Source organism: Mesorhizobium sp. WSM4806, assembly GCF_055811635.1.
This window is the reverse complement of sequence record NZ_JBVVQZ010000016.1, coordinates 19,105-32,002: the sequence shown is the minus strand read 5'-3', so window position 1 is coordinate 32,002 and position 12,898 is coordinate 19,105. Positions and strand designations below refer to the sequence as shown.

Below are 12,898 nucleotides of genomic sequence, written 5' to 3'. Positions count from 1 at the left end.
CTGCTGCATACTTTCGGGCGACTGCATTAGCTGAACGGCGCGATGCGCAGCGTGTCTTTTTCCAGAAACGCCTGCACCGCTTTTCCACGCAAGGCCGGCTCCATCTCCTCGGCGGTGCAATACCAGCCGTCGACCGACAGCAGTTCGGCCTCGTTTTTGCGGCAGAAGATGCGCGCCGCCGAATGGCCGAGCACACCGGCCGACGCCCGCCCGCGCAACGTGCCGTAGACGTGGATCGAGCCGGCAGCGACGATCTCGGAACCGGAGGCGACCGAGCCCAGCACGATGACATCGCCATGCGCGTGGAAGATCGACTGGCCCGAGCGAATCGGCGTCTTGACCATCAGCGTGGCCGGCGCGTCCGGCAGCCTGTCTTCTGGTTGCCTGTCTTCTGACTGCTTGCCCGGTTCCGCCCTGCCTTCTTCCGCCCTGCCCGCCTCTTCCGGCCCGCCGGCAGCCTTTTGGTCGGCCTGCATGAGCAGCCCGGCTGTGGCCTCTTTGGCGCCGATCAGCAAAGGCGGCAGACTGGGCTCAAGCACCGTGTTGCCTTCGAGCTCGATGGCATAGATGCGGATGCCGCGCAGGCCAAGCTCGGCAACCAGCGCTTCGATCTGGCTGACCGCGGGCTTCAACGTGTTGAGGTTGAGCACCACCGGGCGGCCGGCAAAATAGCCGGGAGAATTGCCGATCCAGCGGTCGAGGCTTTCCAGCCACTCCGAAAGCGGCGTCTCCGGGGTGAGCGTGAAGGCGACGAAGGAGCGGGCGCGAAAGCGAATGGATTTGGTCTCGACGGGGGCGGCGAAGGTCACGGACAGCGATTCCTTACTGATAGGTAAACGCTAGCCAGCCATGGTTAATGAAAGGTTAACGGAGGGCTGTTTGCGGCGTCCGGAAAGCTGTTACTGACAGGCTCGGCGTGTCAGCAGCCGCAGACAACGCTGGAAATCGCCGGCCCCTCCTCGACACCTTGCTGGCTAAGTGCCCTTCGCTGCGTCCTCGATCAGTTCCGCCAGCAAGCTAGAGAACCGCTCGTCAGCCCTATCCCCGATGTTTCCCACTTCTCTTGCCACAATCCCCGGCGAAGAGACCGACACTTGTCCACTCAGCTGAACGTTGACCGTGAACGTTCTTCCGACCACCTCCTTTTCCGTTCCCCGCTTCCTGTAGATTCTGAACCGAATAGATGGTGTTGATGCTTTGGCTTGGCGGCGTGGCGCGGTGTCCATCTCGACGGCCACCTCGCCTGCTACGTCAGCCCTGGCCGTTTCCAGCGACGCAACCACGACGTCGTTTAGCCAGGCCCTTGCTTGCGCGCCGAAGTCCACCCCCTCGGCCTTCTCATTGCCGACCTTCTCCTCTTGCTCACGGCGAGCTTCCTTGCCGCGGTCAAGGGCATCTTTGAACTTAGACATGGTGGTTTGCCTCCAATTGTGAGCGCATGAGACCAGCTGTCACATCGCCATGCTCCTCCTAATGGGTAGAACGCGCGCGAGCGGTGTGCGTTGCGTAGGCGGAGCCCGCGGTTCGCCGTGCTGCGCGCGGCGGTATCCTTCTGCCGCGGTCGATCGCCGGGATGGCGGCGGTGATCGTGGCGCTGTGGGCTGGGGTAGCGTGTCAGCAGCCGGCCGGAGAGCGCTGGAAATTACCTGCCCTTTCCCGCAAGATGCCTGAACATCCCTGGGCTCGACATGTGCAACCTCTACAACATCACCACCAGCCAGGAGGCGATCCGCCAGTGGACCCGCGCCTTGCGCGACAGTCTCGGCAATCTCGAGCCCTCCATCGACATCTACCCCAACCAGCCCGGCCCGGTAGTGCGCAACGCGCCGGACGGTGAGCGGGAACTGGCCAACCTGCTGTGGGGCATGCCGACGCCGGTCGAGCGCGTGAAGGGCAAGGCCGACTACGGCACCACCAACATCCGCAACCCGCAATACGGCCACTGGCAGCAATATCTCGGCGTCGAGAACCGCTGCGTGGTGCCGCTGACCAGTTTTGCCGAACCGAGCCCAACGCCGGGCGACAAGGACCCGGATACCGGTATCCAGAAAAACTACTGGTTCGCGCTGAACGAGGCGCGGCCGCTGTTCTTCTTCGCCGGCCTGTGGACGCCCTGGCAAGGCGTGCGCAAGGTCAAGGATGGCCCCGGCGAGTTCGAGCTCTACGGTTTTCTGACCACCAGGCCCAACGCCCTGATCGCGCCGATCCACGAGAAGGCGATGCCCGTGATCCTGACCACGCAGGAGGAAACCGAGACCTGGCTGACCGCACCGTGGTCGCAGGCCAGGCACCTGCAGCGCACGGCACCCGACGACGCGCTGGTGATCGTCGACAAGCCGGCCACACAGATAAAATTTCCGCCGCAGGCCCCACAGGCGCCGGTACAGGGTTCGCTGTTCTAAAGCTTGAATTTTTGCAGCACCCAGATGTAGCCCTTCGGCGGATGGTCCTGGTCGACGAACTGGGTCTTCACCGTCGTGTCCGTTCGGTTGCACCGCTTGCATCTGAATCGGATGGTCTCCAGCGGCTTGTTCCAGCCCACCACCTTGGCCACGTCGTGGGCCCGAAAACGCCCGACATGGTAGCAGTGGCCGCACTCGACGATCAGCAGCATGTTGGCCTTCGCGGCACGTCCAACGCTGTCCATCGGCCCGGCCATGGCCTCATTTCCGAGTCAAATAGCCCTCGGGAAGCGGAAGCAGGCCAAGATCCGGCATCTGGAAATCGGGCTCCTTCTCCGCTACGCTGGCCATCACCTCATGCAATTTTTCGACAAGCCCGCAAAGCTGCCAAAACAGCTCGCCATGCGCCTTCAGATGCAGTTGCGACGAAAGCACCGTCCTGCGCAGGCTGAGAGCGTCGCTGATGATCGCCTCGGCATGCCTCGCCGACAGCCTGTCAAACCGGCTTTTTCGTCTGCCCATCGCGGCTCTCCCCAGTTTGTGAGCAACCGCCCCACCACTGACAAATAGGAAGGCATTCCTCGCCAAGTCAATTCACACTTGACATTTTTGTTCCCGTTTTGTTCAATTTAAACGGAAACTGTCGGAGGCATCGTCATGGACCACATCGTGACGCTGGACAGACGCCAGGAGGCCGCCCTTCAGGCGATCGCCCAAAAGTTCATCGCCCAGCACAAGGGCGACGCGGTGAAGGCGCTCAAGGAGATGATCGTGCTCAATGGGCACCTGCAGGAGCGGCTTGACGCCGTGGAGGGACGGCGCCGGGCGACGCGGTAAGCGCCTAGAGATGACGGTAGCAGGACGCGTGTTCAATCGTGCCGTTCGAAGGTCGGCTTAGCGCCTATCTTGGTCATTCGAAGCAATTTCGCTGTTACTCGAAAGCGGACATCGGCAGCGCGAAGCTATTGGTCCTGGTTGCGCCATGTTCAGACATTCGCGGTGCTTCTCCAGAGCGGACGTTAGCTCATCGGTAGGAGTCGACCTGCGGACCATGCCTGATGGTAGATGTAGGGAACGGCGTGACCCCCATGCGATGAAGCGGCGGTAGGCCGCCGCTCCGAATTTGAGCGGCCCGTCCGGCAACGCTATAATTGACCGGCAGGGGACGTTATCGATGACGCAAATCAGAGCCATGACTGAGCAGGACGTGCCGTCGGTATCGCTGCTCATTGGAGAGTCTTGGCGCAGGACGTACTCGCCAATCATGGGTGCCGAGACCGCGGCCCTGATTTCGGATGAAGATCACACGCTGCAGCGGATTGCGGCGGAACTGACAGACACCAAGAAAATGTCGTTCGTGGCAGAACGGCCAGACGGCTCGATTGCCGGCTACGCGATGGCTAAGATGAATGAAGCCGGCGACGTCATGCTTGACCGGCTCCACATCGATCAAAGCGAGTACGGCACCGGGCTAGCCGCTAATATATTGCACGCTGTCTTTGCCGCCCATTCCGGCATCCTGAGCATCGCACTCGAAGTGCTCGAGGGAAACGACCGGGCAATGGCCTTTTACCGCAAACATGGTTCGAAGTGGCCGCGTTGCACGGTGCAGAAGGCCATGCATCGTTGATTATGCGCAAACTGCTATCGCGCGCCTAGTCGGAACTCGCGCACAGTACATCACGTCTTCCGTCCCCAGCGCACCGGCGGCCTCCCCGTTCGCAATCCAAATAGACGTCTTTCAGCTGTTTGATTGGCATGTCAGCGTGAGCGAGCGCGAGGGACTTAACAACTGACATGATCATTTTGAGATCCTCCCCAGTTCCCGTCGGTCAACATTCAGTCCTTGGGGTCGCAGGTGTAGTGCCGTTCGAAGGTCCCGTCCGCGCGCCGCTGCTTGTCGAAGCCGCGATCTAAGGCTCGATCGCGCGCTCGTGGACCAGCCAAAGGGGATCTCGGCCGAGGCGTAGCTACTGCCGACGGCCAACCGTTTCGGGATCGAGGCCGAAGCGATCCTGGTGCGCTCGATCGTCGTGCCGGCCGCGCCTGCCTCCGCATGACGGATGGCGCGGCTTCGCAAAGCGCACATGATTTCGTCACGTGAGATGCCGATGTCGCCAAGAACGTCATCGGGTAAACGGCTCAACTGGTCCGTTGCCGACAAGAGAGCTTTTCCCTCGGCGCGGAGGCGTAACCACCTGCGAAATGGACCAATGGCGGCAGCATGAATTATAACCATGATCAGATCGTACCTTCATTGATCTGAATTGACCGGTACGGAACGGCGCGAACGGCACTCCGGGCGAGAGCGTCAGCCGTCCGCGAGGCAAGTTAGGCGTAGTGGTCGATGGATTGGTTTTGCCGCCGCGTGCCCATACGGCGGGCGGTGGCTGGCCCCGGGCCACGCATGTAATAAAGCTCCGGGCGGTAGCGCGGCGCGACGAATTTGCGAAACCCGGCAGCAAGTTTTGTGACGGGAGCCAAGAATTTCATGACTGTTCCCTTTCCTTTCGCCGGCTTGCGCACGAGCCGGCGGGCCTGACGTTGCAACAAGGATATGACAGTCAAACCAGGCTCGGCTGTGGGAATTCCCACACCGGGGAAAACATTGGAAAAATCCGCTCCCAGTTTTGCTTTCCGGAAAGCGGGACCTGTGGCCATCAAATTTCCTTGGATAGGGAGTAAGATGAAGTACACCTGATTGAACAAGAGGCTGTTGTGACAGGCTCTCCGGCCTTCATCTCAAGACTTTGCGATGCCGACCTCGCCGCGCTGACCAAACGGTGGCACGAGCGCAGCTATCGACACAACGAGCTGATCATTTCCCACGGCGACACTGGTCGCGATGTCTTCTTCCTGCTGGAAGGACGGGCTCGCGTGACACTGGTTTCAGCGGACGGCAGGGAGATAGCGTATCGCGATGTCGAACCGGGTGACATTTTCGGGGAGCTCGGAGGCATTGACGGGATTGCACGCTCTGCCAGCGTCGTCGCGCTGGAGGCAACCCGCGCTGCACGGCTGTCCGGCACAGCATTCCGGGATATCGTGATGACCCATCCGACTTTTGCCTGGATGCTGCTTGAGCATCTGTCTGCCCAGCTCCGGCGCATGACCGAGCGGGTATTCGAATACAGCACTCTGGTCGTGCGAAAACGGCTGATCGTCGAGCTCCTGCATCGGGCGGAGAAAGCCGCACTCGTGGACGGCGAGGTGTCCATAAGCCCTGCACCGACGCATTCCGAGCTGGCGGCAACGATGAGCACGCACAGGGAAGCGGTCTCGCGCGAAATGAGCGACCTCGCCAAGAGAGGCCTGATCGAAAAGCGCGGCAGCAGGTTATTGCTGCATGACGTCTCGGCACTACGGGCGCTGGTCGACAAGAAGGAATAGCGAAGGCTGTCGCTGCGGCGGGGGGCAACCGCACGTTTCATACTCCTCGGCCGCAAGTAATTATTCCTTCCGGCAAACCGGGCAACCTAGCGTGCCAGCGCGCGGGTCGGGCTTTGATCGCTTCACCCCTTGCAAGAATCATGACTGGGCTTCTTGATGCGGGCACGGAACGTTATCCCCAGCCTGCTTGCAGACTTACAAGGGCGGATCGAAGGGTGAAGCCGCATGGACGTTAAATACCAAATCTTCGTCAGCTCGACCTACGCCGATTTGGTGGACGAAAAACGGTCGGTCATCGAGGCCGTTCTTAACCTCGGGCATATTCCTGTGGGGATGGCGGCATTCCAAGCCAGCGACGACACTCAATGGGATTACATTAAGCGGCGCATCGATGACAGCGACTACTACGTACTCATCGTAGCAGAGCGGTACGGCTCAGAGTTGAAGGGTAAGAGCTACACCCAGATGGAGTACGGGTACGCCGTCGCCCAAGGCGTGCCTACCGTGGCGTTTTTGCTCGAAGGCGGTGCTCGCAAGACGTGGGCCGCGGAAAAGGTCGAAGTTCGAGAAAAAGGCCAAACTCGAGAGATTCCGAAAGCTGTATGAAAAGAAACTCGTCAAATATTGGCGCAACAAGGACGATTTGGCGGGTAATGTTGCGATGGCTATTAGACGTTATGACCGTGGTCTGAGCGGCGGCCCGCCCTTAGTCTTTGCAGCTGTTTAGCAACGGGGTTTGCTCGGGAGTGCCGAGCCGAGCCCCAAGCGAAGAACGACGGGCCATGGCGCAAGATAACGTTTTTTACGTCGGTGTCGATGTGTCGAAAGCCAAGCATGCTGTCGCGATTGCCGAGGGCGGACGCGGTGGAGAGGTCCGGTATTTCGGCGAGGCGTTCCCCGCGCGTCGTCACCGGAACATCGTAGCCGTGAAGCCGAACCGTGACGGTCCCGTCATCGTGAACAAGCGTCACCTCGCCATCGTGATCGTGTCGCACGGCTTGGCTGAAGACCAAGGCCTGTTCGAGCGACGAATACGAACTTCTTGGCGTCGAGCGCGAGGCAGGCAAGCCGGCTTTCGCGCTCATGGCCGAGCGCGGCACGGACGCTATGTCGGCTCGGCTTTCATTACCTTGAACCGGGAGTTGCGCGAACGGCTCTGGAAACGGGTGCAGGAGCATGCAGGAGCCCCGCCAAACGGGATGAAACGGCCGGCGACGCAATGGGTCAAGCCGGTGCTGATCGGCCGCGTGAAGCATCTCCGCGGCGAGGAGAATCTGCGCCATGCCTCGCTGCAGGATTTTCGGGAGGAAGACTAGGGTAAAACTCAGTCATTCTGGCTATGCCGCGAATGGCCGAGATGGGTTAGGCCCTGCCGTTTGAATCGGTCGGCGGCAACGAGCACAGAGCGCCACTTTCGGACCTTCGAGTCCGCCCAGTTAAAGGTGCAGTTCTCGATCCCGAAGCGGTCCTTGGATCGGGAGGCGGGGCCACATCACCATTCGTTCGTGCAGTCGACCTCAGTCGCAGATCTCTCAGAGGCTCTGGCGGTGCGTCTCGCTTTTCCCTACAACCCCAGGGCGGGCGGCCCGATGATAAATCCATAGATCCTACCGCGGGCGGTTTATGCCAGTAATGGCGATTCCGGTCGAGCCGGCTTCATGATCTATTCAGCCGGCGATCGCAGCCGACCGATTGAAGATGATGGTCACCTTGGTTCCTTCACCGACGGCCGAGGTGACGTCGAACTGCGCCTTGGCATTTTCGGTCAGCGACCGCGCGATGAGGGCTCCGAGTTTACCGGGTGCAGGCCATGTCACACCCTCAGGCAGACCGATACCGTCGTCAGCGACCACGACCCGGCAACCATTGCCGTCCACTATGCTCCGCAGCGTGATTGTCCCTCCCTCCCGACCTCTGAAGGCATGCTTCAGCGCGTTTGTAAGAAGCTCGTTCACAACCAGTCCTGTCGGCATGGCGACATTTATCGAAACCGGATAGGTGTCGACCTTGATGTCGAGGCGGATACCCTCCACCGCGTGAGAGGTCATCACGGCGGAGGCTATCTGGCTCAGATAGACGCCCAAATCGATCTCGTCCTTGTCATCCTCACCAGACAGCGCTTGATACAGGATCGCGAGTGCGTCAACGCGCCCAGCAAGCCGCTCAAATCGGTTCTTGTCTGGCTCGACTGCGTTCCGAGTTTCCATTCGGATGAGCGCAGTGATCATTTGCAGGTTGTTCTTGACCCTGTGCTGCAGCTCGCGGAGGAGCGTATCTTTCTCCCGGATCCGCTCCTCAATGGACAGTTTGTCCGCATCGCTATGGGCAGACACATCCACCAGGGCGACAAGCCGAAAGCAGAGCTTGCCGTCGTCGTCCTCGATGACATTCGAATAGACGTCTACGATCGCTGAACCTGAGCCTTTGCGCTCGAGGCGGAAGGTTCCAATGAAGTCCGTTTGTGTGACAATCGCTTCATCGATCCGCTGATCGAAGGGCGCTTTCACCGCACTCCCCGAAAGCCCCTTCCAATTCTCCTGCTCAAGGCGAGCGGCGGCAAGCCCGGAAAGCTTCTCGAATTCTGGATTGGCGTAGACCACCGTCTCGCCATCCCTCAGATCCGATACCGCAATGGCGATAGGAACTTGGTCGAGGAACTTCTTGAACTGTTCACTTTCGAGCGCAGTCGCAAGTTCGGGAGTGTCGAGCAATTGTTCGACAGGCTCGTGCCTATTATCGTCGGATGTCATACGTTGAGCCCGCTCCTTTTCGCCGTGTAGCAACAGCCATACCCGTGAAGTTAGCTATACGCCTGACATCAGATCAAGGCTACAACACCTAGGCTGTGGTTTGGTGCTGAACGCATTTGATCGTTTCACGATTGTTGGTGAAACCGCGAACGGTATCGTCAACGATGACGCGAGTGCTCCTAGGTCCGGATGAGCCCACTCGGCTGGTATCCAACGCATCTTTATAAGTCGTCGCCAGAGGTCGGTACGGGAGGAGGTGTGATTTCCTCGCCGTCTCCGGACGAAGCGTGCCGAGGCCTCACGTAATCGCGGTCGATCTTGCCTTCCTCAGCCTTGTAGAAATACTGGCTCGCGATGAGCCAACCTTTGAGAGGCCGAAGCGGGGGGATGCAAGTGATGAGCATGAAGGGCAGCGTGGTCAGCAGATGGACCCAGTATGGTGTGTCAAAAGCGACCTGCTGCCATACGCCAAGAAGAACGCTCGGCACACATGCAAAGCAGATTACGAAGAACGCGGGACCATCAGCGGGATCTGCAAACGAGTAGTCGAGATCGCACACTTCGCATTTAGGCTTAAGCGTCAGGAACCCGTTGAAAAGATGCCCTTTCCCACAACGGGGGCACAAACCGCGTACACCAGTGAGAACCGGTTGAAGTGGAGGCCATTCGTCAGTCATAATTGGTCCTCAAGATTGCCGTATTGAACGAGCATGGGCGTCGGCCTGAATCGTGCTCGATCACCAGTGATTGTCCCTTCACAGGTTTGCCTGGAAAGACTGGCCAGAACCACTTCCCCGTTGGATGTTTCACGCGCCGTTGGCGAGCAGGGATCTCTTTGACGTCGCGCGCCGTGCCTTCGCGTCTTCCTCCTGCTGCCGGGGAAAAATGCGATCATCGCGTCCGGTGGTAGGCGCGAGCTCGGTCGACAGCCGTGCCTTGGCATCGAGCTTGAAGCCTGCCATGGCGGTAACCTCCTTGATCCGGTCTCGCTTAAAAGCCGAAGTCGCTCAAGCCTGGGTGATCGTCCGGTCGGCGGCCGAGCGGCCAGCGGAACTTGCGGTCCGCTTCCGTGATCGGATGCTCGTTGATGCTGGCATGGCGCGCGCGCATTAGCCCGTCTTCGGCGAACTCCCAGTTCTCGTTGCCATAGGCACGAAACCACTGACCGCTGTCGTCGTGGTATTCATAGGCATAGCGAACGGCAATGCGGTTACCCTGAAAGGCCCAAAGCTCTTTGATCAGGCGATAATCGAGCTCGCGGTTCCATTTGCGCGTCAGGAAGGCCTCAGCCTCGGCACGGTTGGTTGCGAACTCGGCGCGATTGCGCCAGCGCGTGTCGACTGTATAGGCAAGCGCCACTTTGGCGGCATCGCGGCTGTTCCAGCCATCTTCGGCAAGGCGGACCTTCTCGATGGCGGACTGTTCATTGAAAGGGGGAAGCGGCGGACGGGACATTGATAAGTTCCTTGGTTGTGTAGCGCTGAAAGGATGGGAGGGTGGGTGCAGGAAACGACCACCCTTCATTGGTCATGCGGCAAGGCGATCGATACGTGGAAAATCGATCTCGGTGCCCAGAGCTTCGTTGACGTAGTTGGTGAAGGTGTTCAGCGCGACATGCGCGATGATCTCGAGAATTTCGGCATCGCCGTAACCGGCGGCGCGGACCTTTTCGATTTCGTCCGGCGCCACCGAGCCGGGCGCGTCGACAAGGGCGCGGGCGAATTCGACAGCGGCGGCGGCCATTGGATCTTTCGAGGTGCCGCGGCGGTTCGCTTCGATTTCGCTCTCGTCCAGCCTGGCGAATTTTGCGCCAATATAGGTATACGCGGACAGGCAGTAATCGCAACCATTGACCTCGGCCATGGTCAGGGCGATCCGCTCGCGGGTGGCCGGAGCCAGCTGTCCCTTGCCGAGAGCGCCCTGCAGCGCCGTCAGACCGTTCAGAGCGGCCGGGCTGTTCGACACCAGGCGAAAGATGTTCGGCACGGAGCCGATCTGCTTCTGGACGGCTTCAAGCACAGGGCGGGACGCTTTCGGTGCATCGTTGATTGTGGCGGGCGTGGGAATGCGGGACATGTCTATCTCCTTGATTTGGTTTTGAAAGGCTGTCCCTTTCGTCCCGGATAAGATGCTCCGGCTCTGGACGATGATGAACGTCGAAAAGGCGGAAGATACTCTTGCGTCAGACGCATCAATGACGAGTATCAGAGTTCGAGTTGGATCTGGTTTCCCCCGTCGGTTTCTTGGGCGGGGACTGCGCAGCACAGCAGCACTTCGCACCTTTGGTGAGCTTGGTGCGGCATGGTGTGCTCCAAGGCAGGCGGTCGGGCTCATTCCTGATGAGCCCACTCGGCTGATATCCAACGCATCTTTCCGCCGTCGGCCACGATTCGTCCCAAGCCTGGGAAAGGCATGTGAGTGGCTGCGACCAGGGCTTTTTCCTCGGCCGCACGCGGAAAAAATCGTTCGCGCATGATCTGCGCGGCCGGTCGGTCCTGCTCGAACAGGAAGCCGACCTCCGGGTTCGAGGGATGGACAACCGGGAAGAGCATGTCTGAAACCATCAGCAGACTTTGTCCGCCGTCCTCGATGCGGACTCCGATGTGCCCGGGCGTGTGGCCGGTCAAGTCGATGATCGAGACGCCCGGTGTGATCTGACGTTCGCCATCCATTGCCTGCAGGTTTGGATAGAGGCGGACCAGTTCCAAAGATGCATCGAAGCTGGGTTTCAGGAACTCCGGAGCTGAAATTCTCTTCGCGGGATCAGTCCAGTACGCGACGTCACGGCGATCGACGTACACGTCAGAATTCGGGAAGTTCCGGCTTCCACCGGCCACCAGGCCGCCGAGGTGATCGACATGCATATGCGTGACGATGACCGCCCCGATATCTTCTCTCGTGATTCCCATTGTTTCGAGCGCACCAGGGAGCTGTCCCGTTTTGCCCATCGCGCCGGCGGGGCCGGTGTCGATCAGGATCAGGCGCTCGCCGTCATCGACGAGATACTGGTTAAATACGAAGCGGATGCCTCCGGGCTTGGCCGCCGATATCGCCTGCGCTCGTTCCTCAACTTGTTCGGGCGTGCTCCCGGGGAAATAGCCGAAGGGCATATCGGCAAACCCGTCCACTAGCGCGGTTACGGTGAAGCGGCCGATCCTGATTTGTGCTGAGGGGACGAGCGCTTTGGGATCGGCAGTCCGCGCTTTCGCGGTATTCACGCTGGCGGCCAAAGCGGAGCCTAGTGCAACTGGGACCGCGGGGATTGCGAAGGCAAAGGCTCTGCGCGAAAGATTTGTCATGAGTTTCTCCTGCTGAACGAAAGTTCTCTTCGGCACTGGGTATCGGGGTTGATTTTGGCGTGCGGGCGCATCAACCCGGCGCTTACGCTCTCCAGACGCGCTGGACAGATAGACTTTCACCGGCGCGTCGTCGGTGGCCACCCATAGATGCCCAATTACTATCTGGGTTCTTGAGCAGAATATCTGGCTGCTCGGAGCACAAAGTCGGGCTTTAGGTCATTCCATTACCTTGTGTAGTACCAGTTAAAATAATAGCCGGGCCCGCATCTTGGACGCTCATACTTGCGCCATACCGCCGTCGACAAAGAATTCGACGCCATTTACAAAGCTGCTTTCTTCCGACGCCAAGAAAAGCGCCGCTGCTGCGATTTCGTCCGGACGTCCCATGCGTCCCAGAGGAGTCTGGGCGATTAAAAACTCCGTCATCTGACGACCTTGTTCGAGATCAGGCGTTAAGCCGTGCAAACCCGGCGTCGAAGTCGCGCCCGGCGACAGGACGTTCACCCGGATCCCGGAACCTTTCAGATCGAGAATCCAGCTCCGGGCGAAGCTGCGAATCGCTGCTTTGCTCGCGCCGTAGACGCTGAAAGCAGGGGATCCGTGGCTTCCAGTAGTGGAACCGGTCAAAATATTTGAGCCACCGCCCTGCATCAGCGGCAATGCCTTCTGGACGGTAAACAGCGTGCCTTTAACGTTGACGCCGAAGGTTGTGTCGAAATGCGTCTCCGTAATCTCGCCCAGCGGCATGAACTCGCCAAGCCCGGCATTTGCGAAGAGGATGTCGATGCGGCCCTTCTGGGCCGTGACGGTCTCATACAGTCGGTCGAGGTCCTGAGCACTGGAAACATCGCTGCGAACGCCAGTGACGTTGTCACCTAACGACGCGACGGCTTTATCCAGCTCGGGCTGGCGCCGTCCCGTTATGAACACGTACGCGCCCTCCGCCATAAAGCGCTTTGCACTTGCTAGGCCGATACCGCTATTTCCGCCGGTAACGAGAGCGATTTTTCCGTCTAATTTTCCCATGATCGGTTCCAGTGCGCATGGCTGCAGAGGC

General features: G+C 59.7%; 18 protein-coding genes. 6 read left to right on the top strand and 12 right to left on the bottom strand.

The annotated features are described in order from the left end of the window. Positions 1-26: 26 nt before the first annotated feature. Positions 27-809 carry a septum site-determining protein MinC gene (gene minC / locus AC0L2M_RS22995; protein ID WP_023803857.1) on the bottom strand — a complete coding sequence of 261 codons (783 nt, stop codon included), beginning with the start codon at positions 807-809 and terminating at the stop codon, positions 27-29. Positions 810-974: 165 nt separating this feature from the next. Next, positions 975-1,412: a hypothetical protein gene (locus AC0L2M_RS22990; protein WP_128170524.1), complete on the bottom strand. Its 438-nt coding sequence runs from the start codon at positions 1,410-1,412 to the stop codon at positions 975-977. Positions 1,413-1,688: 276 nt separating this feature from the next. Here AC0L2M_RS22990 and AC0L2M_RS22985 point away from each other — a divergent pair, with 276 nt between their 5' ends. Continuing rightward, a complete protein-coding gene (locus AC0L2M_RS22985) occupies positions 1,689-2,402 on the top strand; it encodes an SOS response-associated peptidase (RefSeq protein WP_023803859.1) in 714 nt (237 codons plus the stop codon). Here AC0L2M_RS22985 and AC0L2M_RS22980 read toward each other — a convergent pair. Both AC0L2M_RS22980 and AC0L2M_RS22975 read right to left on the bottom strand, forming a co-directional pair. After that, on the bottom strand, positions 2,399-2,659 hold the full coding sequence (locus AC0L2M_RS22980; RefSeq protein ID WP_473535980.1) for a hypothetical protein: 261 nt from the start codon (positions 2,657-2,659) through the stop codon (positions 2,399-2,401). The genes AC0L2M_RS22985 and AC0L2M_RS22980 overlap by 4 nt on opposite strands. Positions 2,660-2,663: 4 nt before the next feature. Beyond that, positions 2,664-2,924, bottom strand: coding sequence for a hypothetical protein (locus AC0L2M_RS22975; RefSeq protein WP_023803861.1), 261 nt, complete (start codon positions 2,922-2,924; stop codon positions 2,664-2,666). 135 nt (positions 2,925-3,059) lie between these two features. Between AC0L2M_RS22975 and AC0L2M_RS22970 the strand changes: the two genes are divergently transcribed. Next, the gene (locus AC0L2M_RS22970) at positions 3,060-3,239 is read left to right on the top strand and encodes a hypothetical protein (protein WP_128247673.1); all 180 of its coding nucleotides are present in this window, start codon (positions 3,060-3,062) and stop codon (positions 3,237-3,239) included. 355 nt (positions 3,240-3,594) lie between these two features. Then, positions 3,595-4,032: a GNAT family N-acetyltransferase gene (locus AC0L2M_RS22965; protein WP_473535978.1), complete on the top strand. Its 438-nt coding sequence runs from the start codon at positions 3,595-3,597 to the stop codon at positions 4,030-4,032. Positions 4,033-4,733: 701 nt separating this feature from the next. Here AC0L2M_RS22965 and AC0L2M_RS22960 read toward each other — a convergent pair. Continuing rightward, positions 4,734-5,063, bottom strand: a complete 330-nt coding sequence (locus AC0L2M_RS22960; protein ID WP_473536081.1) for a hypothetical protein — start codon at positions 5,061-5,063, stop codon at positions 4,734-4,736. 57 nt (positions 5,064-5,120) lie between these two features. On the opposite strand from AC0L2M_RS22960, the gene AC0L2M_RS22955 reads away from it, so the two are divergent. From AC0L2M_RS22955 to AC0L2M_RS22945, 3 genes are all read left to right on the top strand, one after another. Continuing rightward, positions 5,121-5,792 carry a Crp/Fnr family transcriptional regulator gene (locus tag AC0L2M_RS22955; protein WP_091600388.1) on the top strand — a complete coding sequence of 224 codons (672 nt, stop codon included), beginning with the start codon at positions 5,121-5,123 and terminating at the stop codon, positions 5,790-5,792. A 225-nt stretch (positions 5,793-6,017) separates the two neighbouring features. Continuing rightward, complete coding sequence (locus tag AC0L2M_RS22950; protein WP_128248497.1) at positions 6,018-6,398, top strand: DUF4062 domain-containing protein; 381 nt, start codon at positions 6,018-6,020, stop codon at positions 6,396-6,398. Between the two features lie 176 nt (positions 6,399-6,574). Continuing rightward, positions 6,575-7,108: a hypothetical protein gene (locus AC0L2M_RS22945; protein WP_473535977.1), complete on the top strand. Its 534-nt coding sequence runs from the start codon at positions 6,575-6,577 to the stop codon at positions 7,106-7,108. Between the two features lie 351 nt (positions 7,109-7,459). Here AC0L2M_RS22945 and AC0L2M_RS22940 read toward each other — a convergent pair whose 3' ends face one another. From AC0L2M_RS22940 to AC0L2M_RS22910, 7 genes are all read right to left on the bottom strand, one after another. Further along, on the bottom strand, positions 7,460-8,542 hold the full coding sequence (locus AC0L2M_RS22940; protein ID WP_473535976.1) for a sensor histidine kinase: 1,083 nt from the start codon (positions 8,540-8,542) through the stop codon (positions 7,460-7,462). A gap of 221 nt (positions 8,543-8,763) precedes the next feature. Next, on the bottom strand, positions 8,764-9,219 hold the full coding sequence (locus AC0L2M_RS22935; protein ID WP_128172967.1) for a DUF983 domain-containing protein: 456 nt from the start codon (positions 9,217-9,219) through the stop codon (positions 8,764-8,766). Positions 9,220-9,348: 129 nt separating this feature from the next. Next, entirely contained in the window at positions 9,349-9,504 is a 156-nt protein-coding gene (locus AC0L2M_RS22930; protein WP_023798986.1) for a hypothetical protein, read from the bottom strand. Positions 9,505-9,532: 28 nt separating this feature from the next. Continuing rightward, a complete protein-coding gene (locus AC0L2M_RS22925) occupies positions 9,533-9,997 on the bottom strand; it encodes a nuclear transport factor 2 family protein (RefSeq protein WP_128170341.1) in 465 nt (154 codons plus the stop codon). Positions 9,998-10,069: 72 nt separating this feature from the next. Beyond that, a complete protein-coding gene (locus AC0L2M_RS22920; protein WP_473535975.1) occupies positions 10,070-10,618 on the bottom strand; it encodes a carboxymuconolactone decarboxylase family protein in 549 nt (182 codons plus the stop codon). 254 nt (positions 10,619-10,872) lie between these two features. Further along, positions 10,873-11,841, bottom strand: a complete 969-nt coding sequence (locus AC0L2M_RS22915; RefSeq protein WP_473535973.1) for an MBL fold metallo-hydrolase — start codon at positions 11,839-11,841, stop codon at positions 10,873-10,875. Positions 11,842-12,117: 276 nt separating this feature from the next. After that, positions 12,118-12,867: an SDR family NAD(P)-dependent oxidoreductase gene (locus AC0L2M_RS22910; protein WP_473535972.1), complete on the bottom strand. Its 750-nt coding sequence runs from the start codon at positions 12,865-12,867 to the stop codon at positions 12,118-12,120. Positions 12,868-12,898 lie beyond the last annotated feature (31 nt).

What these genes read in the sequence shown, in the direction of transcription:
- AC0L2M_RS22970 (WP_128247673.1), top strand. Translation starts at nt 3,060, where the DNA reads ATGGACCACATCGTGACGCTGGACAGACGCCAGGAGGCCGCCCTTCAG.
- AC0L2M_RS22915 (WP_473535973.1), bottom strand. Translation starts at nt 11,841, where the DNA reads ATGACAAATCTTTCGCGCAGAGCCTTTGCCTTCGCAATCCCCGCGGTC.
- AC0L2M_RS22980 (WP_473535980.1), bottom strand. Translation starts at nt 2,659, where the DNA reads ATGGCCGGGCCGATGGACAGCGTTGGACGTGCCGCGAAGGCCAACATG.
- AC0L2M_RS22930 (WP_023798986.1), bottom strand. Translation starts at nt 9,504, where the DNA reads ATGGCAGGCTTCAAGCTCGATGCCAAGGCACGGCTGTCGACCGAGCTC.
- AC0L2M_RS22935 (WP_128172967.1), bottom strand. Translation starts at nt 9,219, where the DNA reads ATGACTGACGAATGGCCTCCACTTCAACCGGTTCTCACTGGTGTACGC.
- AC0L2M_RS22925 (WP_128170341.1), bottom strand. Translation starts at nt 9,997, where the DNA reads ATGTCCCGTCCGCCGCTTCCCCCTTTCAATGAACAGTCCGCCATCGAG.
- AC0L2M_RS22920 (WP_473535975.1), bottom strand. Translation starts at nt 10,618, where the DNA reads ATGTCCCGCATTCCCACGCCCGCCACAATCAACGATGCACCGAAAGCG.
- AC0L2M_RS22940 (WP_473535976.1), bottom strand. Translation starts at nt 8,542, where the DNA reads ATGACATCCGACGATAATAGGCACGAGCCTGTCGAACAATTGCTCGAC.
- AC0L2M_RS22990 (WP_128170524.1), bottom strand. Translation starts at nt 1,412, where the DNA reads ATGTCTAAGTTCAAAGATGCCCTTGACCGCGGCAAGGAAGCTCGCCGT.
- AC0L2M_RS22975 (WP_023803861.1), bottom strand. Translation starts at nt 2,924, where the DNA reads ATGGGCAGACGAAAAAGCCGGTTTGACAGGCTGTCGGCGAGGCATGCC.
- AC0L2M_RS22965 (WP_473535978.1), top strand. Translation starts at nt 3,595, where the DNA reads ATGACTGAGCAGGACGTGCCGTCGGTATCGCTGCTCATTGGAGAGTCT.
- AC0L2M_RS22910 (WP_473535972.1), bottom strand. Translation starts at nt 12,867, where the DNA reads ATGGGAAAATTAGACGGAAAAATCGCTCTCGTTACCGGCGGAAATAGC.
- AC0L2M_RS22950 (WP_128248497.1), top strand. Translation starts at nt 6,018, where the DNA reads ATGGACGTTAAATACCAAATCTTCGTCAGCTCGACCTACGCCGATTTG.
- AC0L2M_RS22945 (WP_473535977.1), top strand. Translation starts at nt 6,575, where the DNA reads ATGGCGCAAGATAACGTTTTTTACGTCGGTGTCGATGTGTCGAAAGCC.
- AC0L2M_RS22985 (WP_023803859.1), top strand. Translation starts at nt 1,689, where the DNA reads ATGTGCAACCTCTACAACATCACCACCAGCCAGGAGGCGATCCGCCAG.
- AC0L2M_RS22960 (WP_473536081.1), bottom strand. Translation starts at nt 5,063, where the DNA reads ATGGCCACAGGTCCCGCTTTCCGGAAAGCAAAACTGGGAGCGGATTTT.